We start from the raw sequence: 22,384 nt of genomic DNA on the forward strand, positions 1-22,384 counted from the left end.
GCGCTTGCTTCATACCCGCGCTTGCTCGCTTACCCGCCCGTCATGTTCATGAAACGCACCACCTGCACGTCGCCGTCGGTGGTGAAGTGGTGGCGCTCGGGCTTGAGTCGCATGGCATCGACGATCGCCGCCTTGAGCCGCTCGCCGTCGCCGGGGTGACGACGCATCACGCCGCGCAGATCCATGGAATGTTCGTTGCCCAGGCACAGCAACAGGCGACCCTCGGCGGTCACGCGCACGCGGTTGCAGGCACTGCAGAAGTTGTGGCTGTGCGGCGAGATGAAGCCGATGCGCGTATCGCTGTCGGCCATGCGGTAGTAGCGCGACGGGCCCAGGGTGCTTTCGGTGGAGGGCAACAGCGCATGATGGCGCTCGATTAGATCGCGAACGTCGTCACTGGAACAGAAGGTCGCGGCGCGATCGTGTTCGGTCACCTGACCCAGCGGCATCTCCTCGATGAAGCTGATGTCGAGTCGCTCGCGGCGGGCGAACTCGACCAGTTCGGGCACCTCGTCGTCGTTGCGGCCCTTGAGGATCACCGCGTTGAGCTTTATGCGCTCGAAGCCGGCCTCGCGGGCGGCGCGGATACCGTCGATGACCCGGCCGAGATCGCCGGTGCGGGTCAGTGCCCGGAAACGCGACGGGTCCAGGGTGTCGAGGCTGACGTTGAGCCGGTCGAGCCCGCCGCGACGCAACGCGCCGGCATGCCTGGTCAGCCCGCTGCCGTTGGTGGTCATGGCGAAGTCGCGCAGGCCCGGCAGGCTGCCGATGGATTCGACCAGTTCGGCGATGCCGTGACGCACCAGCGGTTCGCCTCCGGTCAGGCGGATCTTCTCCACGCCCAGCTCGATGAAGGCGCGCGACAGCGCGGTGAGTTCCTCGAGCGTCAGCACCTGGGCGCGGGGCAGGAATGTCATGTCCTCGCCCATGCAGTACACGCAGCGGAAATCGCAGCGGTCCGTCACGGACAGGCGCAGGTAGCGGATACGACGGCCGAAGCCATCCACGAGCGTATTCATGACTCTCCTCGGCGGGTCGTTTCGGTCTGCAGTGACAGATGGGCAGGGACATGGCCCATGCCGGCGCAGGCCGAGCCGGCATGCAGCAGCGGACGGCGTGAAGAGGGCATAAGCGTCTCCTTTCGAGGGGAATGGCCAGGCTAGTCGTTCAGCGTGGATAGCTTGCTTCGGTCGAGGATGACTAGCTGATGACGCTCGACGAGAATCGCTCCGGCCCGGCTCATGCGGCTCAATAACCGGGAAAGGGTTTCGGGCGTCATGGCCAGTTGCGCGGCCAGCCAGCACTTGGGCACGCTCAGCCGAATGGCGTGCGGCAGCTTCGCACCCAGGGGAAGCTGGCGCAGCAGGAAGCTGGTCAGCCGCGCGCGGGCATCGGCCTGGGTCAGCAGGGCCATGTCCTCCAGGCGCTCGGTCAGTTCCTCCGTCAGGCGAGACATGAAGGCGCCACGGCACTCTTCGTGATTCAGACTTTCCTGACAACGGCTGACGCCGATCGCCAGTACGTGGGTGCGGCGCAGCGCCTCGGCGGAGTAAAGATACGTCGACTGCCGCTGTGAAATCAGACTCAACTCGCCCAGCGTGCCGCCACGCTCGACACAGCGGATCGTTGCCAGTCGGCCGTCGTCGGTGGCGCGTAACAGCCGCACGGCGCCACTGACGACCACGTAGATCCAGTGTGCCGGTGTCTGTTGCCGGAATAGCCACTCGCGCCCTTCGGCGACATGGACCCGGGCACCTTGCAGCAGATACTCGAGCTCTTGTTCGGGCAAGTGAGACAGCCACGGCACATTGCGCACCAGCTCGCGCAGATGACGGCGCTTGGTGACGGCGTCAGATGGCGAATTGTGCAATGGGCAGGAATGCATAGTCGTCCCCCTCCATCACCGGCGTGTCGCCGGGCACCATGAGATAACCGTCCGCCTGACAGGCTGCGCCGAGCATGGCCGATCCCTGGCCGCCGGCCAGCCGGGCCATGGGTTCGAGTTCGGCATGATCGAGAACGACGCGCAGCAACTCGCGGCGCCCGTGGGTGGCGCGACGGCTGAAACCCGCCTTGACGGAAAACCGCTGAAGCGGGCGTGGATGCCGGCCCTGGCAGGCCTGTACGAAGGCCTGTCCCAGCACCTGCCAGGTCACCAGTGCCGCGACCGGGTTGCCGGGCAGACCGAGCAGCGGCACGTCGCCGTCGGCCCCATGGAGACGGCCGAAGGCAAAGGGCTTGCCGGGCTTCATCGCCACGCCGTGAAAGATCGGCTCGCCGAGTTCGGCCAGCACCGGGCGAACGTGATCCTCCTCGCCGGCCGAGACGCCACCGGTACAGATCACCACATCGGCACTGTCGCGCGCCTGGCACAGCGCTTCGCGCAGGGCGGCGGCGGTATCGGCAACGATGCCCAGGTCGACGACGGTGCAGTCCTGCTGCCGGAGCAGGGCGTCGAGCATGACGCGGTTGCTGTTGTAGAGCTGGCCCGGGGCCAGGGGCGCGCCCGGCTCGACCAGCTCGTCGCCGGTGGAGACCAGCGCCACCCTGAGGCGGGTGAAGACTTCGACCTCGACGATGCCCTGGCTGGCCAGCAATGCCAGGCCGGGGGCGTCGAGGCGCTGGCCGGCGGGCAACAGCGGCGCGCCTTCGAGGAACTCCTCGCCGCGGCGGCGGATATTGGCACCGGGCAGCGCCTCGCCCTGGACATGCACGCGGCCCCGGTCATCGATGCGGCAACGTTCCTGCGGGACGACGCAGTCGGCGCCGGCCGGAATCGGCGCGCCGGTGAAGATGCGTGCGCAGCCGCCCTCGCCAAGCGGGGCTGGTGCGCAGCCCGCCGGAATGCGCTGGATCACCGGCAGACCGTCGTGAGGGGCTGCGAGCTCGGCAACGCGCAGCGCGTAGCCATCCATGGCGCTGTTGTCGGCGCCGGGCATGGCCAGGCGGGCACGGATCGGTGCGGCGAGGATGCGCCCCAGCGCGGCATCACGCGGGCAGCGTTCACGCGCTACCGGTGGATAAGCGGCAGCCAGCAGGCGTCGGCGGGCGTCTTCCAGATCGAGCAGGCCGGGAGTGAGGGTAGCGCAGCTGACGCAACTCATGCCTGTTTCTCCTCGACGCGCTCCGCGGCCACCGGCGTTGTGGCGGGTTGCCGACTGGCACAGGGCGCGGCATCGGGGCGCACCATGGCCACGAAATTGCAGGGCCGGGTGCGGGCGTCGAGCTGCGAGGCGAGGATGCCGTCCCAGGCGGTGGCGCAGGCCCCGGGCGAGCCCGGCAGGGCGAACACCAGGGTGCGGTTGGCCACCCCGCCGATGGCCCGGGACTGGATCGTCGAGGCGCCGATATCGCCATGGGATATCTGCCGGAACAGCTCGCCGAAGCCTTCGATGGCCTTGTCGAACAGCGGTGCCAGGGCCTCGGGGGTGGTGTCGCGTGGCGTGAAACCGGTGCCGCCGTTGACCAGCACGGCATGGATGCCGTCATGGGCGATCCACTCGGAAACTGCCGCACGGATGCGGTAGATGTCGTCGGCGACGATGCGCCGGTCGCCCAGCCAGTGGCCGGCATCGGTGAGGCGCGCGCAGAGCAGGTCGCCGCTGCCGTCGCGATCGAAGCCGCGGGTGTCGGAGACCGTCAGCACCGCGATGTTGAGCGGCACGAAAGGCGCGTCGGCAGAAACGTGGGCCATGGAATCCTCCTCGACCACCCGCGGGTGGCGGCAATGTGAAGTGACGCAACGCGTCTGTGAATGGCTTACTGCATCAGGGCACCGGCACTCTCGTCGTCCAGCGCCACGCCATTCACCCCCAGGCGCGCTTCCAGCGCCAGCAGGTAGTGGCGCAGGGCGCGTCGCGTGGCCTGTTCGCGCAGGGTGTGACGCACCCGGTCGGCGGCATCCGCATAGGGCAGGGCGTGCCCACCCTCGCGACAATCGATGCTCACCACATGCCAGCCGTAGCGCGAGGCCAGCGGTCGATCGTGCAGCCCTTCGGGCAGGTGCTGCAGGGCGCGGTCCAGCTCGGCCACGGTCTGCCCCGGCGTCAGCCAGCCCAGCTCGCCGCCGTCGTCCTTCGACGGGCAGGCGGAGTGGCGCTGGGCGAACTCGGTGAAGCGCTCGGGCACCGACTGCAACTCGGCGATGAGCGTCCGGCCCAGTCGGTACTGACGGTCGCGGGCCTCGGCATCATCCGGTGCGGCGGCCAGCAGGATATGGCGCACCGCCAGGCGCAACGGCTCGCAGAAGCGCTCGGCATTGGCCTCGAAGTAGCGTCGGCAGTGGGCCTCGTCGGGCTCGGGGACCTCCAGTTCCGCGTCCAGCAGGGCGGCCAGTGCCGCCTCCTCACTGTCCTCGACCTCCCAGCCCAGCTCATTGCAGCGCTGGCGCAGCAGCTCGCGGACCACCAGGGCGCGCGCGGCTTCGAGCTGGGCTTCTTCCACGGTATCGGCCTGGTGGTACTGCATTTCCCGGGCAATCTCTTCGGCGGGTATGTTCACGTCGCCGACCCATACCGGTGGAATGGCCATCGCCTGTGCATTGGCGGGCAGGGTTTCGAGTGGAATCAGTTGCATGGGATTGTCCTCACTCACGCCTTGCGACGCACGATTTGATAACGGCGGCCAACGTAGCCCAGCGGTGCGCTCCATACGTGCACCAGGCGGGTGAACGGGAACACCAGCACGATGGTCAGGCCCAGCAGGATGTGCAGCTTGTAGACCAGCCCGATATCGGCCAGGTGCTCGGCGGCGCCACCCTTGAAGAACACGATGGACTGCGCCCACTCGGCCAGTTCCAGCATCGCGCCGCCATCCAGATGCCCCATCGCCGGGATGATGGTCAACAGTCCCAGCGACACCTGGGCGACCAGCAGCGCCAGGATCACGATGTCGGCACGGCTGGAGGTGGCCCGCACGCGCGGGTTGGTCAGGCGGCGATGCAGCAGCATGGCGCCGCCGGTCAGGCACATCAGCCCGGCGATACCGCCGACGACGATGGCGATGATCTGCTTGCTGCCGGCGCTGATGAACGGGGCGTAGACCCAGTGCGGGGTGAGCAGGCCGACCAGGTGGCCGAAGAAGATCACCAGGATACCGACGTGGAACAGGTTGCTGGCCAGGCGCATCTGGCGCTTGGAGAGCATCTGGCTGGAGCCGGTCTTCCAGGTGTACTGGCCATGGTCGAAGCGCAGCAGGGCACCGGCCAGGAAAATGGTGCCCGCCACGTAGGGATACAGGCCGAACAGCAGTTCATTGATATAGTTCATGACGGCAGACTCCTGACTCAGTGACCTAAAGTGGCGTCGACGACGGGCGGTACGATGCGGATCGGCATCTCGGCCTGGGACCGGCGCTTGAGTTCCGCCTGGCGACGGCCGGTGGCGGACTGCAGGGCACAATCCTCGTCGGAGGCGGCGTTGAAGCGCACGGCTTCCTCTTCCCACACCGCGTCGAGGGCGGCGGGGGTGTCGTCGCGCGCTTCCTTGCTGACCGCCTCGGCGTGCTCGTCGATGGCGGTATCGGCGCCGACCATGGCCAGCAGTGCGGTGGGCACCAGTGCATGGTCGGACTCGCGCTCGCGCAGGCGCGCGGCGAGCAGCCCCAGGATGTGGGCGATATCGCTCAGTTGCTGGGCGATGTCGGCCTCGTCGCGGGTCGACAGGTACTCGAGGAACACCGGCAGGTAGTCCGGTAGTTCGCGAGCGCTGAGCTCGAAGCCGGCCTGGCGGTACTGTTCGAGCAGGTCGACCATGGCCTGGCCACGGTCGCGGGATTCGCCGTGGACGTGCTCGAACAGCAGCAGCGAGGTCGACCGGCCCTTGTCGAACAGCGCCACGTAGTCGGCCTGCAGGTCGAGCAGGTCGCTGGTCGCGATACGCCCGATCCAGCCATGCAGCGCGGCGCGCTGGGGGTGGCTCAGGTGGTCTTCGTCGGCGATGACGCTCTGCATCTCGGTGGCGGCCTGCTGCAATTCCTCGGTGGGGTAGTCGAGCAGACGGGCAAGGACGATCAAGCTACGCATTGGATTCTTCCTCCGGCGCGGGGCGTTTCGGGGCCGGTGTCGGGGTGTAGTGATTGACGGTATCGGACCCGGCCGGCGCCATGGGTTCGTCATCCGGGTGGGTCATCGGCTTGACCAGCGTGGCGTTTTGCTTGCGTGCACCGAACAGGCTGGCATCGCTGTCGCCACCGTGGCAGCCGTTGCCGAACGAGAACCCGCAGCCGCCGCGTTCGGGGAAAGCGTCGCGGGCCTGCTCGCGGTGGCTGGTGGGGATCACGAAGCGGTCCTCGTAATTGGCGATGGCCAGGTAGCGGTACATCTCCTCGACCTGCGCTTCGGTCAGGCCCACGGCGTCGAGCACGGCCTCGGCCTTGTGGCCATCGACCTGCTGGGCACGCTTGTACAGGCGCATCGCCATCAGTCGCTTGAGGGCGAGCACCACGGGTTCTTCCTCCCCGGCGGTGAGCAGGTTGGCGAGATAGCGTACCGGGATGCGCAGTGACTCGATGTCGGGCAGCACGCCGTCGCTTTCGATGTGTCCGGCCTCGGCGGCGGACTGGATCGGCGACAGCGGCGGCACGTACCACACCATCGGCAGGGTGCGGTACTCCGGATGCAGCGGCAGCGCCAGGCCCCAGTCCATGGCCAGCTTGTAGACCGGCGAGGCCTGGGCGGCCTTGATCACGTTCTCGGGAATGCCGTCACGCTTGGCCTGGGCGATCACCTCGGGGTCGTTCGGGTCGAGGAAGATCTCGCGCTGGCGGTGGTAGAGGTCGCGCTCGTCGGGGGACGACGCCACTTCCTGGATACGGTCGGCGTCGTACAGCAATACGCCGAGATAGCGGATGCGGCCCACGCAGGTCTCGGAGCAGACCGTCGGCATGCCGGACTCGATGCGCGGGTAGCAGAAGATGCACTTCTCGGACTTGCCGGTCTTCCAGTTGTAATAGATCTTCTTGTACGGGCAGCCCGAGATGCACATGCGCCAGCCGCGGCACTTGTCCTGGTCGATCAGCACGATGCCGTCTTCCTCGCGCTTGTAGATCGCGCCACTCGGGCACGACGCCACGCACGTCGGGTTGAGGCAGTGCTCGCACAGGCGCGGCAGGTACATCATGAAGGTGTTCTCGAACTGGCCGTAGATGTCGGCCTGGATCTGCTCGAAGTTCTTGTCCTTGCGGCGCTTGGAAAACTCGGTGCCGAGGATCTCTTCCCAGTTGGGTCCCCACTCGATCTTGTTCATGCGCTGCCCGGTGATGGCGCTGCGCGGGCGCGCCACCGGCTGGTGCTTGCCTTCGCCGGCCTGGTGCAGGTGCTGGTAGTCGAAGTCGAACGGCTCGTAGTAGTCGTCGATCTCGGGCAGGTCGGGGTTGGCGAACAGCTTGGCCAGTACCCGGTAGCGACCGCCGATGCGCGGCTGGATGGAGCCGTTCCTGTTGCGCAGCCAGCCGCCTTTCCACTTCTGCTGGTTCTCCCACTCCTTGGGGTAGCCGATGCCGGGTTTGGTCTCGACGTTGTTGAACCAGGCGTACTCGACCCCTTCGCGGCTGGTCCAGACGTTCTTGCAGGTCACCGAGCAGGTGTGGCAGCCGATACACTTGTCGAGGTTGAGGACCATGCCCACCTGTGAGCGAATTTTCATATCACGGTCTCCGCGGTAGTTGTGTCTTCAACCAGTCGGCAGCGTTGCATCGGGGTCGGGCGGGTTCGCCGGTTCAGCCCGCTGCACGATGTCTCCCTGGACCCGTTGAAGCGTCTTTTCGCAAGCCACTTTGGGGCTTTCGGCGAGGCGGGTTTTTGACTCCAATCAAGTCGCCGGGACCGCCGTTCGGCACCGGAGCGCTGCATACTCCCTTGGTGGTAGGTTTGTCATTCTATGCAACTTACTGTTTTTAAGAGTGTTTTGTATGAAATCTATGCCTTAGGGAGTAGCCCCCAAAGGGCGGAGGCTCTTTGGGGGTAGGGTGGCTCGGTGTCGGCATGGCGGCTTCATGGAGAGCGGACAGACAGCAAGCAGCAACGGCAAGAGCCGGCGAAGGCCGGCTCTCTTTTACGGTCGTGCGGTCAGGCAGCGATCAGCAGGGCGTTTCGGCATTCCTGCGGGTGTAATAGAACCAGGTCAGGCTCATGCACAGCGCGTAGAAGACGATGAAGCCGTAGAGTGCCGATTCCGCACCGCCGGTCAATGCGATGGAGCTGCCGAAGGTCTTGGGAATGAAGAAGGCACCGTAGGCGGCGATCGCCGAGGTGAAGCCGATGGTTGCCGCGGATTCCTTGTCGCCCTGCTGACGTTGTGCCGCGCTATCGAGGTTCGGCATCAGGCGCGCCACCTCCTGACGGAAGATCTCGGGAATCATCTGGAAGGTGCTGGCGTTGCCTACGCCGGTAAAGAAGAACAGCAGCAGGAACATGGCGAAGAAGCCCCAGAACGCGCCCGGCTGGTCCTTGATGCCGAGGAAGAACAGCACCCCGGCGACACAGGCTATCATCCCCGCGAACACCCACAGCGTGACCCGGGCACCGCCGAAGCGGTCCGAGACCCAGCCGGTGCCGGCACGCGACAGCGCCCCCACCAGCGGCCCCAGGAAGGCGAACTTGAGCACGTCGACCTCGGGGAACTGATTGGATGCCAGCAGCGGGAAGCCGGCGGAATAGCCGATGAAACTGCCGAATGTGCCGGTATAGAGTATGCACATCAGCCAGTTGTGCTTGCGTTTGAAGATGACCGACTGATCCTTGAACGAGGAGCGCGCGCTGGCGATGTCGTTCATGCCGAACCAGGCGGCCGCGGCGCCGAGGAGGATGAACGGTACCCAGATGAATCCGGCGTTCTGCAACCACAGACGCTGGCTATCCCCCAGCGCCTGCGGCTCGCCGCCCAGCGCCCCGAAGACCCCGGCGGTGATCACCAGCGGCACCACGAACTGCATGACGCTGACCCCCAGGTTGCCCAGTCCGGCATTGAGCGCCAGGGCATTGCCTTTCTCGCGCTTGGGGTAGAAAAACGAGATGTTGGCCATGCTGGAGGCGAAGTTGCCGCCGCCGAAGCCGCAAAGCAGTGCCACGATCAGCATCACCAGATAGGGGGTATCCGGGTTCTGCACCGCAAAGCCGATCCATAGCGCCGGCAGCGCCAGTGAAGCGGTCGACAGCGCGGTAAAGCGTCTGCCGCCGAAGATCGGCACCATGAAGCTGTAGAAAATGCGCAGCGTGGCGCCGGACAGGCCCGGCAGCGCGGCCAGCCAGAACAACTGGTTGGAGGTGTAGTCGAAACCCACCTGGGGCAGCTTGGCGACCACCACCGACCAGACCATCCATACGCAGAAGGCCAGCAGCAGACAGAAAATGGAGATCCACAGGTTGCGGGTGGCGATGGCCTTGCCGCCGCTCTCCCAGGATTCGGTATCCTCGGGGCGCCAGTCGGTGAGCACCCGCGGGTGCTCACCTTTGTGTAACGTGTTGTCCATGGACATGCTCGTTATCTCCTGATGGTTGCTTGTGGCGACCGGGGCCCTGCGCCCCGGTTGCACCGTTTTCGTGGTTAGGGTCGGGCATCCATCTCCCCGGTCTTGCGGCGGTTTCCGTCCGTCGAGTCCTGAACTTCCGGCAGGTACCGGTAGCGCTCCTCCGAGAGCTCGGGGATGTGCCGGCGCTCCATGCGTCGGATCGCCACGTGCATCCAGACCAGGGAAACGGCAACGAGCACGAACATCACCATGTAAGAGGTGGTCCAGACGCCGGTGAGGTCGAGCACGATTCCGAAGGTGATGGGCAGGAAAAAGCCGCCCAGGCCGCCGATCATGCCCACCAGGCCGCCGACGGAGCCGACGTTATTCGGGTAGTAGACAGGGATGTGCTTGTAGACGGCCGCCTTGCCCAGGGACATGAAGAAACCGAGCAGCACCGTCAGCACTACCACGCCCCACAGCGGCATCGCCAAGCTGAACTCGATCAGGCCTTCCTTGCCCTGAACAGCGTATCGAGTCTCCGGGTAGGCGAGCAGGAACAGGCATACCAGCGAGACGATGAAGGTCAGATACATGACCGCGCGGGCACCGAAACGGTCGGAGAGGTAGCCCCCAAAGGCCCGGAACACGCTTGCCGGCAGCGAATACAGTGCCGTGAGAGTGCCGGCGACCGCGATGCTCACATCGTAGGCGCCGACGTAGTAGCGCGGCAGGTAGGAAGCAAGGGCGACGAAGCCGCCAAACACGAAGAAGTAGTAGAGCGCGAAGCGCCATACCTGGGGATGACGCAAAGGCTCGAGTTGGGTAAGCGCGGAGGTGCCACGGGCGCCGGCGCGGCGACGGGCCATCGTCATCGGGTCTTCCTGGGTGAATACCCAGAAAACCACCGCCATGATCGCCAGAACCACGGCGTAGATCACTGCAGTGCGTTCCCAGCCGAGGGCGATCAGCAAGAACGGGGCGCAGAAGTTGGTGACCGCCGCCCCCACGTTGCCGGCGCCGAAGATTCCCAGCGCGGTGCCTTGGCGCTCTTCCTCGAACCAGTAGGAGGTGTAGGCAATCCCCACGATGAACGATCCGCCCGCCAGACCCACACCGAGGGCGGCGATCAGGAACATCCAGTAGGTCTCCACGTAGGAGAGCAGGAATACGCACACCGAGGTCACGAGCATGAGGATGCTGAATACCCGGCGGCCACCGAGTTGTTCAGTCCAGATGCCGAGGAAGATCCGGCTGATGGAGCCGGTCAGCACAGGGGTCGCGACCAGGATGCCGAACTCCGTCTCGCTGAGGCCGAGATCCTGCTTGATCCTCACGCCGATAATCGAAAAAATCGTCCATACCGCAAAGCACACGGTGAATGCCAGGGTGCTCAGCGTCAGTGCCCGGTACTGATCGGGCCTCGTTACGCCTTCCAGGTTCTTCATGATAGCTTTCCTGTCACGAGTGAAATGATCGGGCGGGAGTCAGGGTGAGCACGGATGATTTGCTGGTTTGCCATGGCGGCCCCTCCCGGTGGAACCTGAGGCAACCATAGGCATGGCGCGCGCGACCGTTATTGACTCGAATCAAGGGCGCTGGCGTGGCGAACGGAGTAGGCTAGCGCGGCTACTCCTTAGGAGGTAGGCGAGGAGGTTCTGGCAAGTCATTGTTTTATAAAATTCTTTTTGTGACTCGGGGCTGCCTCGGGGGCCGCTCCAGCGGCAGCGAGGCATAGGTGGTAGTCCTGTTCGGAGCGCGCATGTCCCAATCCCTTAATCGTTCGCTGATCTTCCGGGCCGGCCTCGCCATGGCGGGGATCGTCGTTCTCGCCCTGACCAGCATGCTCGGGTCGATCATGATCGCCGAGACCGCCAGTGGCGATGCCGCGGCCATCAACCAGGCCGGTACCCTGCGCATGCAGGCCTACCGTCTGCTGAGCACGCGCCTGCAGACCCCGGTGGATGGCGGGGTGCTGAGCCAGCGGATCGAGCGCTTCGATGCAGACCTGACCAGCCCGGTCATCACCGGATTGATTCCCGACGGCCTGCAGCATCCTCTGGCCCAGCGCTACGCCGGCGTGACCGAGATGTGGCGGGACATGCTGCGCCCGGCCCTGCTGGCTGCCGAGTCACGCTCATCCCGGGCTCTGGTGGGCCAGACCGCCGAGTTCGTCGACGAGGTGGATCGCCTGGTCGGCCAGTTGCAGCAGGAAGCCGAGTCACGGATCCGGATGCTGCATCTGCTTCAGGGCATCGTGCTGTTCCTGACCCTGATCCTGGTGCTGGGGACCATGTACAAGCTGGTCAATGATGTGATGCCGCCGCTGCGCGAGCTGTTCCACGTGGTCAATCGGGTGCGCCACGGCGACTTCACGGGTCGTGTGGCTTATGAGGGCAACGATGAACTGGGCCTGATCTCGCGTACCCTCAATCAGATGAACGAAAGCCTGTCGCGGATGTATGCGGAACTCGAGCAGCGGGTGGAAGCCAAGACGGCCGAACTCAAGCGCAGCAACGAGTCGTTGCGGCTGCTCTACGAGGCCGCACGGCAGCTCAACAGCTCGACCCCCGGCAGCGAGGATTTCCGCGATGTGCTCGATCACCTGGAACGGGTCACGGGGCTCGGCTCGATCACCCTGTGCTTGTCGCAGGGCGAGGCCGAACGTGCCTATCAGCGTATTTCCACCCAACTGGGCGATCGCCCCGATTTCTGCCGGGCGCCGGACTGCGGTCCCTGCCTGAGTGGCGAGCGGGTGCCGCCGCGGGTACGCCCGGTGGTGGTCAGCGAGTCCGACCGCCGCTATGGCGTGCTGTTGATTCAGCACCCGGCGGGGGCGTCTCCGCTGCGCTGGCAGATGGATCTGGTCGAGACCGTGGCGGGGCTGATCGCCACGGCGCTCTCGCTGGCTCAGAACAATGACGAGCAGCGTCGCCTGGCGTTGATGGACGAACGTGCGGTGATCGCCCGGGAGCTGCACGACTCGTTGGCCCAGTCGCTCTCGTATCTGAAGATCCAGGTGGCGCGCCTGCAGATGCTGATTCGTCAGCAGGGTACGTCAGCCGATCAGGATGCGGTCATCGACGAACTGCGCGAGGGACTGAACTCGGCCTACCGACAGCTGCGCGAGCTGCTCAACACCTTCCGCCTGAAGATGGCCGAGCCGGGGCTAGAGGCCGCGCTCAACGAGACGGTGAGTGAGTTCGCCCAGCGCACTGAGCTGAAAATCCTGCTCGAATACGAGCTGCGGCACTGTCCGCTGACCCCCAACGAGGAGATTCATGTGCTGCAGATCGTGCGCGAGGCGCTCTCCAACGTGGTTCATCACGCCAGGGCCGAAAACTGCGATATTCACTTGCAGACCACCGACTCGGGGCAGGTCAGGGTGTCTATCCGCGACGACGGGGTGGGCTTGCCCGAGCAGCACGCACGGCTCAACCACTATGGCACCACGATCATGGACGAGCGTGCCACCGGCCTGGGCGGCGCGCTCGAAATGCACAATCGCGCCGAGGGCGGAACGGAAGTGATACTGCGTTTTATCCCGCAGGTCACCGCCGGGAGCGAATCGGTCAATCTGCTGGGAGGGACACAATGAGCGAGACACGCATCCTGATCGTCGACGACCATCCGCTGTTCCGGCGCGGCGTGCGCCAGCTGGTCGAGATGGATCCGGACATGACCATCGCCGGCGAGGCATCCAACGGCGCCGAAGCCGTCGAGGCCGCCGGCACGCTCGAGCTTGACCTGATCCTGATGGATCTGAACATGGCCAGGATGGACGGGCTGGAGGCCCTGCGTCAGATTCGCAGCAACGGCATCGATACGCGCCTCGTGATGCTCACGGTGTCCGATGCCGACGACGATGTGGTCGCCGCGCTGCGCGCCGGTGCCGACGGTTACCTGCTCAAGGACATGGAGCCCGAGGACCTGCTGGCGCGTATCAAGGAGGCCGCCGAGGGCAAGCTGGTGATCAGTCCGCAGCTCGCTGCCATCCTGGCGGGCATCGTCGGCGGCGGCCGCGCCGCCCCCGCCGATGCGTTGTCGTCGCTCACCTCGCGCGAACTGGATATCCTGCGGACGCTGGCCCGCGGCATGAGCAACAAGATGATCGCGCGGCGGCTCGATATCACCGAGGGCACGGTGAAGGTTCACGTCAAGAACCTGCTCAAGAAACTCGGCCTGCGTTCGCGGGTAGAGGCGGCGGTGTGGGCGGTCAATCATGGGGTTTCGTAAGAAACCCTACTCGTCGATCTTGCTCAGTGCCGAGTCCTTGTGCATGGCGATGTGATCGGTCTTGTCGCTCTGTATCTCGTACTGCGGGTCATCCTCGCTGGCGCGGCGCCGGTGCCCCTTGTACTCGGTATCGCGGGTGTGAACGCGGATGATCCGTCCGCTGACATGGCCCGCTTCCGAGTTCCAGCGGACGTGATCGCCGACCTTGAAACGCTTGGCCATAGGGCCCTCCGTTGAATGGATTGATGAAACAGCCGTATCCCGCGTGGATCGCTGTTGGCCTACTGAATATCGACGCTATCGCCCTGGCGATCGAACGCCAGGAAGTTACCGATGCTGCCCATCTGCAGGGCTTCGACCATGCGCTGAAGGGGGCGTTCGGCCTCTTCGCTGGTCGGCGGGTTCGTTCCATCGCCGGCCAGGGCGGCGACGAAGACGATATCCCAGGTCACCCCGGTGCGTTGGGATTCCACGACCAGTGATTCCATGTCGCTCAATTCATCCAGCGTCTTGTCGACGCACAGGGCCGGTGTCAGCACGCCGCCTTCGCCCTGTTCGAAGCGTTCTTGCTGCTGCGCGTCGGGATTGTCGGGCAGTTCGGCCCTGGCGAAGACGAACAGCAGGCGCTGGGGCTCGGGCTGGCGGTGCGCTTCGCTGAGAAGCTCGGCGTAGTTGGCGATGGCCATGTAGCTTTCCTCGAGAGAATTTGGGGCTGGCAGCGCACCGGGAAAGTGCTCGAAGCCGCATTCTGGCGGGCACTGTGCAGCTTTCATGGAGATGAGGGATTGATTCGGGTCAACCGGCGGCCCGACGGGCGGCACGCGTAACCTCTTGGCACGCCCCGGCGGCGTTCATTGCGGCCAGGAGCGCGCATGAATCGCCTGGCTACGCCGGATCGGTGATGTCCTCGATCCAGGTCAGCGCTGCCACGGCCTGGGGGAAGCCCAGGGTGGGAATCGAGAGCAGGGCGACCTGCTTGAGCGCCTCGGGAGGCACCGACTCTTCCAATCCCCGGCGCGCATGAGAGTGCACGGCGCCTTCGGATCCCGCGCCAATGGCCAGGGCCAGCTTGACGAGCCGGGTCGTCGTCGCGTCAAGCGGGCCGGCCTCGGCACAGGCCTTGCCCAGTTCAGCGTAGGCCTTCCAGATCTGCGGGTGGCGCTTGGCCACGGCACCTGCTTCCGAGGGTAACTGCTGTTCATCCATGGTGTAGGCTCCCGGTCGTTTCCTGAATAGTGGCTAGTCGCATGGTTCGCGCCTACAGCATAGCGTTTACCGTTCGACACGCGAAACAGGCCCACATTGACCGGTCCGGCTCATGGCCTTGATGACTTCAATCAATGTCGGGTGAATATCCGACGTTACCGCGTAACAGAACACTGTTTTAGGAGTAAGATATGCAGCAATTCCCCGGCGCGACACTTGTGCGCGACAGGGGACACCAGGGCAACGTCGTCGAGCGCGGCTCTCTTGGGAAATTGCCAAAGAATTGCAGAGATGCCGCATGGCAGCCGATAGCTACTGGTGAAAACTTTCTTGGTAACCTATCCGGCCCCGCCAACACCATGGACATACTCAACCTCGTTTTTCTGCTCACCCTGGCCGTCGGCATCAGCCGAATACTGGCCAACATCATTCCCTTGCCCCTGCCTATCCTGCAGATCCTGATGGGCTGCCTGCTGGCTTCACCGCTTTTCGGGATGGAAGTCGAGCTGGACCCGGAAATCTTCATGATGCTGTTCATTCCGCCGTTGCTGTTCTACGACGGCTGGAAGATTCCCAAGAAGGAGTTCACCGAGCACGGCGGGCAGATCGCCGCCATGTCGCTGCTGCTGGTACTGGTCACGGTGGTGGCGGTGGGCTACTTCATCCACTGGCTGTTGCCTTCGATTCCGCTGGCGGCCAGCTTCGCGCTGGCCGCCATCCTGTCGCCCACCGATGCGCTGTCGGTGATCGCCATTGCCCAGGGACGCCTGCCGCGCCATATGTCGCACCAGCTGGAAGGCGAGGCGATGATGAACGACGCCACGGGGCTGGTCTCGTTCAAGATCGCCATCGCGGCCGCCATGACCGGCGGCTTCTCGTTGCTCTCCGTGTCCGGCGAGTTCCTGATGGTCGCGCTGGGCGGTCTGCTGATCGGCGGCACGCTGAGCTGGACGGTCGGCAAGATCAAGCAGTGGATGACCGCACGCAACCTCTACGATCCGGCCACCTACGTGGTCACGATCCTGCTGCTGCCGTTCGCGGCGTTCTACCTCGCCGAACATGCCGGCATGTCGGGTATTCTCTCGGCGGTGGCCGCGGGCATGGTGCAGAGTCGTGTCGACATGCTGCCGGTGAAGACCAGCACCCGCATCCTCAATCGCAGCATCTGGGAAATGCTCGACTTCACCTTCAACGGCGTGGTGTTCCTGCTGCTCGGGCTGCAGTTCCCCGGCATCGTCGAGCGTGTGTGGGCGGATTCCGCCACGCAGAGCTACGCGATGGGTACGCTGGTGCTCTACGCCGTCGTGCTCATGGCGCTGCTGCTGGCGATCCGCTTTGCCTTCATCTATGCCTATCACTGGATCGAGACCCGCCTGTTCAAGCCGCGAGCCAAGGGCGGAGAGAACCAGCCGCTGCTGTTGATCACCACCCTCAGCTCGGTGGCCGGCGTGCGTGGGGCGATTACCCTCGCCGGCGTGCTTTCGGTGCCGTTGTTCATCAATGGCGTGTCTTTTCCCGGGCGCGACCTGATGATCTTTCTGGCGGCCGCGGTGATTATCCTGTCGTTGCTGATCGGCGCGCTGGGCATTCCCTACTTTTTGAGATTCCTGTCGCTGAACGACCTCGAGGAGCACGAACGCGAGTTGCTGAAGGCGCGGCAGAGCGCCTCCCAGGCCGCCGTCGACTGGCTGGAAGAGTGGTCAAAGGCACAATCGAGCGACGAACTCGAACCGAAAGGCTCGGTGACGGCCCGGATCATCGATTCCTATCGTCAGGAAATGCAGGCGATGGCAATGGATCGTGACGATCGGGCCGACCAGGCGCGTCAGCTTCACCAACTGGAAACGGATTTGCGCATCCGAGCCATTCAGGCCCAGCGCCGGGAGTTGTATCGATTGCGCAAGCGGCGGCATATCGATGAACAGATGCTGCAGACCCTGATTCGCGAACTGGATTACGAAGAGGCTGCGCTTCAGTAGACATGAAAAAGCCAGTCGCCGTGGCGACTGGCTTTTGCATCAGGATCGGCGGCCGTGTGTCGATGGCCGGCGAGGGGAGGGTGGCTCAAGCCGCATGAAGCGGGCGTGACGGCCCGAAGTGCTCGTAGTGACGCCGCTCGGCGGGCACGCCGAGCTCTTGCAGCGCCTCGTCGACCGCGGTCATGAAGCCCTGTGGACCGACGAAATAGCATTCGGGTGAGCCGTCGGGCAGGTGGCGCTCCAGCAACTCGCGGTTGACGCGGCCGATGTGGTCGGCCCGGCCGTCCCCTTCACCCCGTTCGTAGAGGGTCACCGATGTCAATGTGCCGGGGTAGTCCTTCTTGGCCAGGGCATCCAGTTCATCGGCGAAGGCATGCTGTTCGCGCTCCTGGGCGGCATGCACATAAACGACCTGGCGCCCCTGCTCGAGCGCGCGGCACGCCATGGGCAACATGGGGGTCTGGCCGACACCGCCGCTGATCAGCATCACCGGGGAGGTGGTCTCGTCGAGGATCAGCTGTCCCGATGGCTGAAGAAGTTCCAGCTCGTCGCCGACATCCAGCGTGTCGTGGAAATGCTGGCTGACTTTGCCGCCGGGTTCGCGCTTTATCGAGAGGCGATAGCTTTCGCCGTTGGGAATGCCGGACAGGCTGTAGTGGCGATGAACCGTTTCGCCATCGATGGACAGCTTCAGGCCGATGAATTGCCCGGGCTGATAATCGGCGACCGGTCCGCCATCGACCGGTTTCAGCACGAACGAGCGAATCACCGCGCTTTCCTGGCGGGTCTCGGCAATACGGAATAGCCGGGTGCCGCGCCAACCGCCGGGGCGCTCGGCGAATTCCCGGTAGCTGGCGTCCTCCAGCTCGATCAGCAGTGTCGCCAGTTCCTGGTAAAGGGCGCCCCAGGCATCCGCCACCTCGGGCGTGACCGCATCGCCCAGGACTTCCCCTATGGCGACCATCAGGCACTCGCCGACTATGGGATATTGATCGGGCTGTATCCCCAGCGACACATGCTTGCTGACCACCGTGGCCATTGCCGTCCTGACCTTCTCGGGCTCCTTGCGCAGTTGCACGTAGGCCAGCACGGAGCTGGCGAGGGCCCTGGGCTGCCCGCCATCCGCCTGGTGAGTCTGATTGAAGAAGGGCGCTACCTCCGGGTAGCGTTCGAACATCAGCGGATAGAATTGCCGGGTGATGGTGTCGAGGTGTTCCGCCACGACCGGGGCCGTGGCATCGATGATGCGTTCCTGTTCAGCTGTCAACATAGGGTAATTCCTCTCAAGCTTCCGGGCGCCTGGCGATCATCGGCCGGCCAGGCTGATGGTTCGTTTTATTGGACGAAGGCAGTTGAAATGACCGTTGCTGTCAAGCGGTGCGCTTACATCGGCATCACGGTCGGGTGGTAAACCGTGGCGAACGGAATTGCCCCATTTCCATGGGGCAATTCGTTGGCGGGCGAGGAAGCTTCAGCCTTCCACTTTACTCTGCACGCTGTCGTTGCCTTCGCCGTCCAGCCAGTCGACATGGTGCATCTTGCGCACGATGACGAATTCGTCACGGTTGGAACCCACGGTGCCGTAGTAGTTGAAGCTGTAGGACAACTGGGCGTAGCCGCCGATCATGTGAGTCGGCTTGGGGCACACGCGGGTCACCGAGTTGTGGATGCCGCCGCGGGTGCCGGTCACTTCCGATCCGGGCACGTTCACGATGCGCTCCTGGGCGTGGTACATCATCGCCATGCCGTTCTTGACCCGCTGGCTGACCACCGCCCGGGCGGCGATCGCGCCGTTGGCGTTGTACAGCTCGATCCAGTCGTTGTCCTCCACGCCGATGGCGCGTGCGTCGTCTTCGGACAGCCAGACGATGGGGCCACCGCGCGACAGCGTCAGCATCAGCAGGTTGTCGCTGTAAGTGGAGTGAATGCCCCACTTCTGGTGCGGGGTGATCCAGTTCAGCGCGATCTCGGGGTTGCCGTTGCTCTTGTGCTCCGTGATGCCGGTCATCGCCTTGGTGTTGATCGGCGGGCGGTAGACCAGCAGGCTCTCGCCGAAGGCACGCATCCAGGGGTGATCCTGATAGAACTGCTGGCGGCCGGTCACGGTGCGCCACGGAATCAGTTCGTGGACATTGGTGTAACCCGCGTTGTACGACACGTGCTCGTCCTCGAGCCCCGACCAGGTGGGGCTGGAGATGATCTTGCGTGGCTGGGCGACGATGTCGCGAAAGCGGATCTTCTCCTCGTGCTTGGGCAGCGCCAGGTGGGCGTGCTCGCGGCCGGTGATCTTCGACAGCGCATTCCAGGCCTTGACCGCCACGTTGCCGTTGGTCTCGGGAGCCAGCGTCAGGATCATCTCGGCGGCATCGATGGCCGTCTCGATCCTGGGTCGGCCTTCGGCCGGGCCCTCGCTCTTGCGCTGGTTGAGCTTGCCGAGCAGCTCGACTTCGGGCTGGGTCTGCCAACTGATGCCCTTGCCGCCGTTGCCCAGGGTGTCGAGCAGCGGGCCCACCGAGGTGAAGCGCTCATAGGTCGCCGGATAGTCACGCTGCACCGCGATCAGGTGCGGCAGGGTCTTGCCGGGAATCGGCTCGCATTCGCCTTTCTTCCAGTCCTTGACCTCGGCCTGGGCCAGTTCTGCCGGCGAGTCGTGCTGCATGGGCAGGGTGACGATGTCGGTCTCCTGGCCCAGGTGACCCTCGCAGACCCTGGAGAACGCCTTGGCGATGCCCTTGTAGATGTCCCAGTCGCTGCGCGCTTCCCAGGCCGGATCGGTGGCCGCGGTCAGCGGGTGGATGAACGGGTGCATGTCCGAGGTGTTGAGGTCGTCCTTCTCGTACCAGGTCGCCGTCGGCAGTACCACGTCGGAATAGAGACAGGTGGTGGACATGCGGAAGTCCAGGGTCACCAGCAGGTCGACCTTGCCCTCCGGCGCGTCCTCGTGCCAGGTGACTTCCTCGGGCAGCGTGCCGTCCGTGTCGCCCAGATCCTTGCCCTGCAGGCCATGCTTGGTACCCAGCAGGTACTTGAGCATGTACTCGTGGCCCTTGCCGGAGGAGCCGAGCAGGTTGGAGCGCCACACGAACAGGTTGCGCGGGAAGTTCTGCGGGCTGTCCGGGTCCTCGGCGGCGAAGCGCAGGTTGCCGCTCTTGAGCTGGGCGACCACATAGTCGGCCGGATCGACACCGGCGACGCGGGCGGCCTCGGCGAGCTGCAGCGGGTTGGTGTCGAGCTGCGGCGCGGAGGGCAGCCATCCCATGCGCTCGGCACGCACGTTGAAGTCGATCAGGCTGCCCGAGAAGTCCTCGCGACGCGCCATGGGCGAGAGCAGTTCGCTGATCTCGAGCTTCTCGTAGCGCCACTGGCTGGAGTGGTTGTAGAAGAACGAAGTGCCGTTCATGTGACGCGGCGGACGCTGCCAGTCGAGGCCGAAGGCCAGCGGGGTCCAGCCGGTCTGCGGGCGCAGCTTCTCCTGGCCCACGTAGTGCGCCCAGCCGCCGCCGCTCTGGCCGATGCAACCGCACAGGATCAGCATGTTGATCAGGCCGCGGTAGTTCATGTCCATGTGGTACCAGTGGTTCATCCCGGCACCGACGATGATCATGCTGCGGCCATGGGTCTTGTCGGCGGTGTCCGCGAACTCTCGCGCCAGACGGATGGCCTGCGCGGCGGGCACGCCGGTTATCCGCTCCTGCCAGGCGGGGGTGTACGGACGCACCTGGTCGTAGGCGGTGGCGCCGTCGTCCTCGCCCTCGGCGCCCAGGCCGCGGTCGATGCCGTAGTTGGCGACCATCAGGTCGAACACGGTCACCGCCAGCACCTCGCGACCGTCGGCCAGCGCCAGGCGCTTGGCCGGCAGGTTGTGATAGAGCACGTCGTTGCCGGCGACATGATCGAAGTGTTCGTGGGCGATGCCGCCGAAGTAGGGGAAGCCGACCCTGGCGACGCTGTCATGGCTCTCGGCCAGCGACAGCTGCAGGGAGACATCATTGCCCTCGGCGTCGAGCGGCTCGAGGTTCCAGCGGCCTTCGCCGCCTTCCTTCTCGCCCCAGCGGAAGCCGATGGAGCCGCGCGGTACCACCAGGCGATTGCCGGTCGCGTCCCAGGCCACGGTCTTCCAATCCGGGTTGTTGTCCTGGCCCAGGTTGGCGTCGAAGTCGCTGGCGCGCAGCTGCTTGCCGGGGGCGAAGCTGCCGTCCTCGCGCGCTTCCAGCTCGACCAGGAACGGCATGTCGGTATAGCGACGCACGTAGTCGGTGAAGTAGGCGCTGGGCCTGTCGAGGTGGAATTCCTTGAGGATCACGTGGCCCATGGCCATCGCCAGTGCCGCGTCGGTACCCTGCTTGGGGCTCAGCCACTCGTCGCACAGCTTGGCGACCTCGGCATAGTCCGGGGTGATGGCGACGGTCTTGGTGCCCTTGTAGCGCACCTCGGTGAAGAAGTGGGCATCGGGGGTGCGCGTCTGCGGGACGTTGGAGCCCCAGGCGATGATGTAGTTCGAGTTGTACCAGTCGGCGGACTCGGGCACGTCGGTCTGCTCGCCCCAGGTCATCGGCGAGGCCGGCGGCAGATCGCAGTACCAGTCGTAGAACGACAGGCACACCCCGCCGATCAGCGACAGGTAGCGCGCGCCGGCGGCATAGGAGACCATCGACATCGCCGGGATCGGCGAGAAGCCGATGATGCGGTCCGGGCCGTACTGCTTGGCGGTGTAGACGTTGGACGCCGCGATCAGGGTTTCCAGCTCGTCCCAGTCGGCCCTTACGAAGCCGCCCATGCCGCGAACCTTCTTGTACTGCGCGGTCTTCTCGGGGTTCTCGACGATGGAGGCCCAGGCCAGCACCGGATCGACGTGCTGGGCCAGCGCCTCGCGCCACAGCTTGATCAGGCGCTTGCGCACCAGCGGGTACTTGAGACGGTTGGCGCTGTAGAGGTACCAGGAATAGCTGGCGCCGCGCGGGCAGCCGCGCGGTTCGTGATTGGGCAGGTCGGGGCGGGTGCGCGGGTAGTCGGTCTGCTGGGTTTCCCAGGTGACCAGGCCGTTCTTGACATAGATCTTCCAGCTGCAGGAGCCGGTACAGTTCACCCCGTGGGTGGAGCGCACGACCTTGTCGTGCTGCCAGCGAGCGCGATAGCCGTCTTCCCAGTCGCGGGTTTCGTCGCGGGTCTCGCCATGGCCATTGGCAAATGCCTCACGGGGCTTGCCCAGATACTGCAGTCGGTCGAGAAAATGGCTCATTGTATCTTGCCCTCTATGGAGTCCGGTCAGGAGTCAGGGAGTCGTCTCGGTCACATCGCCGGGGCCAAGAGGTGTGGCTGCGCCAGCTGGCTTGCCATGGCGAACCTCCCATGCTTGAACTGCACCCACCATAAGGAGCCCGTGCGGGGTCGATTTTGATTTCAGTCAAGTTGCGCGGTGGGGTGCCATGGCGAGGGTAGCCTGGCTACTCCTTAGGAGGTAGTGAGGGGTAATGACCCAAGCTGCTGATTGATATGAATATTCGTGGCTCCTTTGC

At 64.9% G+C, this 22,384-nt stretch carries 18 protein-coding genes; 3 read left to right on the top strand and 15 right to left on the bottom strand.

Annotated features, from left to right (window positions below):
• Positions 1 to 29 precede the first annotated feature (29 nt).
• From moaA to HR9077_RS05505, 10 genes are all read right to left on the bottom strand, one after another.
• On the bottom strand, positions 30 to 1,019 hold the full coding sequence (moaA, locus tag HR9077_RS05460; protein ID WP_136065943.1) for a GTP 3',8-cyclase MoaA: 990 nt from the start codon (positions 1,017 to 1,019) through the stop codon (positions 30 to 32).
• A gap of 140 nt (positions 1,020 to 1,159) precedes the next feature.
• Positions 1,160 to 1,885, bottom strand: a complete 726-nt coding sequence (locus HR9077_RS05465) for a Crp/Fnr family transcriptional regulator (RefSeq protein ID WP_110062525.1) — start codon at positions 1,883 to 1,885, stop codon at positions 1,160 to 1,162.
• Positions 1,851 to 3,104, bottom strand: a complete 1,254-nt coding sequence (locus HR9077_RS05470; RefSeq protein WP_136065945.1) for a molybdopterin molybdotransferase MoeA — start codon at positions 3,102 to 3,104, stop codon at positions 1,851 to 1,853. The genes HR9077_RS05465 and HR9077_RS05470 overlap by 35 nt, the downstream gene beginning before the upstream one ends.
• Positions 3,101 to 3,694 carry a molybdenum cofactor biosynthesis protein B gene (moaB, locus tag HR9077_RS05475; RefSeq protein WP_136065947.1) on the bottom strand — a complete coding sequence of 198 codons (594 nt, stop codon included), beginning with the start codon at positions 3,692 to 3,694 and terminating at the stop codon, positions 3,101 to 3,103. Before moaB ends, HR9077_RS05470 begins: the two co-directional genes overlap by 4 nt.
• Before the next feature lie 65 nt (positions 3,695 to 3,759).
• A complete protein-coding gene (locus HR9077_RS05480; protein ID WP_136065949.1) occupies positions 3,760 to 4,575 on the bottom strand; it encodes a peptidylprolyl isomerase in 816 nt (271 codons plus the stop codon).
• 14 nt (positions 4,576 to 4,589) lie between these two features.
• Positions 4,590 to 5,267, bottom strand: coding sequence for a respiratory nitrate reductase subunit gamma (gene narI / locus HR9077_RS05485; RefSeq protein WP_110062529.1), 678 nt, complete (start codon positions 5,265 to 5,267; stop codon positions 4,590 to 4,592).
• A 17-nt stretch (positions 5,268 to 5,284) separates the two neighbouring features.
• Positions 5,285 to 6,022 (bottom strand): nitrate reductase molybdenum cofactor assembly chaperone, encoded by a 738-nt coding sequence (narJ, locus tag HR9077_RS05490; RefSeq protein WP_136065951.1) that lies wholly within the window; start codon positions 6,020 to 6,022, stop codon positions 5,285 to 5,287.
• Entirely contained in the window at positions 6,015 to 7,643 is a 1,629-nt protein-coding gene (gene narH / locus HR9077_RS05495) for a nitrate reductase subunit beta (RefSeq protein WP_136065953.1), read from the bottom strand. The genes narJ and narH overlap by 8 nt, the downstream gene beginning before the upstream one ends.
• 433 nt (positions 7,644 to 8,076) lie before the next feature.
• Entirely contained in the window at positions 8,077 to 9,474 is a 1,398-nt protein-coding gene (locus HR9077_RS05500; RefSeq protein WP_210725865.1) for a NarK family nitrate/nitrite MFS transporter, read from the bottom strand.
• Between the two features lie 68 nt (positions 9,475 to 9,542).
• Positions 9,543 to 10,895: an MFS transporter gene (locus tag HR9077_RS05505; RefSeq protein ID WP_136065957.1), complete on the bottom strand. Its 1,353-nt coding sequence runs from the start codon at positions 10,893 to 10,895 to the stop codon at positions 9,543 to 9,545.
• Positions 10,896 to 11,209: 314 nt separating this feature from the next.
• Here HR9077_RS05505 and HR9077_RS05510 point away from each other — a divergent pair, with 314 nt between their 5' ends.
• Both HR9077_RS05510 and narL read left to right on the top strand, forming a co-directional pair.
• Entirely contained in the window at positions 11,210 to 13,045 is a 1,836-nt protein-coding gene (locus tag HR9077_RS05510; protein WP_136065959.1) for a type IV pili methyl-accepting chemotaxis transducer N-terminal domain-containing protein, read from the top strand.
• Positions 13,042 to 13,683 (top strand): two-component system response regulator NarL, encoded by a 642-nt coding sequence (gene narL, locus HR9077_RS05515; protein WP_136065961.1) that lies wholly within the window; start codon positions 13,042 to 13,044, stop codon positions 13,681 to 13,683. The genes HR9077_RS05510 and narL overlap by 4 nt, the downstream gene beginning before the upstream one ends.
• Before the next feature lie 6 nt (positions 13,684 to 13,689).
• Here narL and HR9077_RS05520 read toward each other — a convergent pair whose 3' ends face one another.
• The 3 genes from HR9077_RS05520 to HR9077_RS05530 all read right to left on the bottom strand — a co-directional run bounded on the left by HR9077_RS05520 (position 13,690) and on the right by HR9077_RS05530 (position 14,889).
• Positions 13,690 to 13,905, bottom strand: a complete 216-nt coding sequence (locus tag HR9077_RS05520) for a hypervirulence associated TUDOR domain-containing protein (RefSeq protein ID WP_136065963.1) — start codon at positions 13,903 to 13,905, stop codon at positions 13,690 to 13,692.
• Between the two features lie 59 nt (positions 13,906 to 13,964).
• On the bottom strand, positions 13,965 to 14,369 hold the full coding sequence (locus tag HR9077_RS05525) for a ribonucleotide reductase subunit alpha (protein WP_136065965.1): 405 nt from the start codon (positions 14,367 to 14,369) through the stop codon (positions 13,965 to 13,967).
• A 199-nt stretch (positions 14,370 to 14,568) separates the two neighbouring features.
• The gene (locus tag HR9077_RS05530; RefSeq protein ID WP_075368167.1) at positions 14,569 to 14,889 is read right to left on the bottom strand and encodes a carboxymuconolactone decarboxylase family protein; all 321 of its coding nucleotides are present in this window, start codon (positions 14,887 to 14,889) and stop codon (positions 14,569 to 14,571) included.
• A 359-nt stretch (positions 14,890 to 15,248) separates the two neighbouring features.
• Here HR9077_RS05530 and HR9077_RS05535 point away from each other — a divergent pair, with 359 nt between their 5' ends.
• Positions 15,249 to 16,868 (top strand): Na+/H+ antiporter, encoded by a 1,620-nt coding sequence (locus tag HR9077_RS05535; RefSeq protein ID WP_136065967.1) that lies wholly within the window; start codon positions 15,249 to 15,251, stop codon positions 16,866 to 16,868.
• An 85-nt stretch (positions 16,869 to 16,953) separates the two neighbouring features.
• On the opposite strand, the gene hmpA is transcribed toward HR9077_RS05535, so the two are convergent.
• Positions 16,954 to 18,138 (bottom strand): NO-inducible flavohemoprotein, encoded by a 1,185-nt coding sequence (gene hmpA / locus HR9077_RS05540; protein WP_136065969.1) that lies wholly within the window; start codon positions 18,136 to 18,138, stop codon positions 16,954 to 16,956.
• A 201-nt stretch (positions 18,139 to 18,339) separates the two neighbouring features.
• On the bottom strand, positions 18,340 to 22,107 hold the full coding sequence (locus tag HR9077_RS05545; RefSeq protein ID WP_136065971.1) for a nitrate reductase subunit alpha: 3,768 nt from the start codon (positions 22,105 to 22,107) through the stop codon (positions 18,340 to 18,342).
• Between the last annotated feature and the right edge of the window lie 277 nt (positions 22,108 to 22,384).

The organism is Modicisalibacter radicis (assembly GCF_900961225.1).
In the GTDB taxonomy this organism is placed as follows: Bacteria; Pseudomonadota; Gammaproteobacteria; order Pseudomonadales; family Halomonadaceae; genus Modicisalibacter.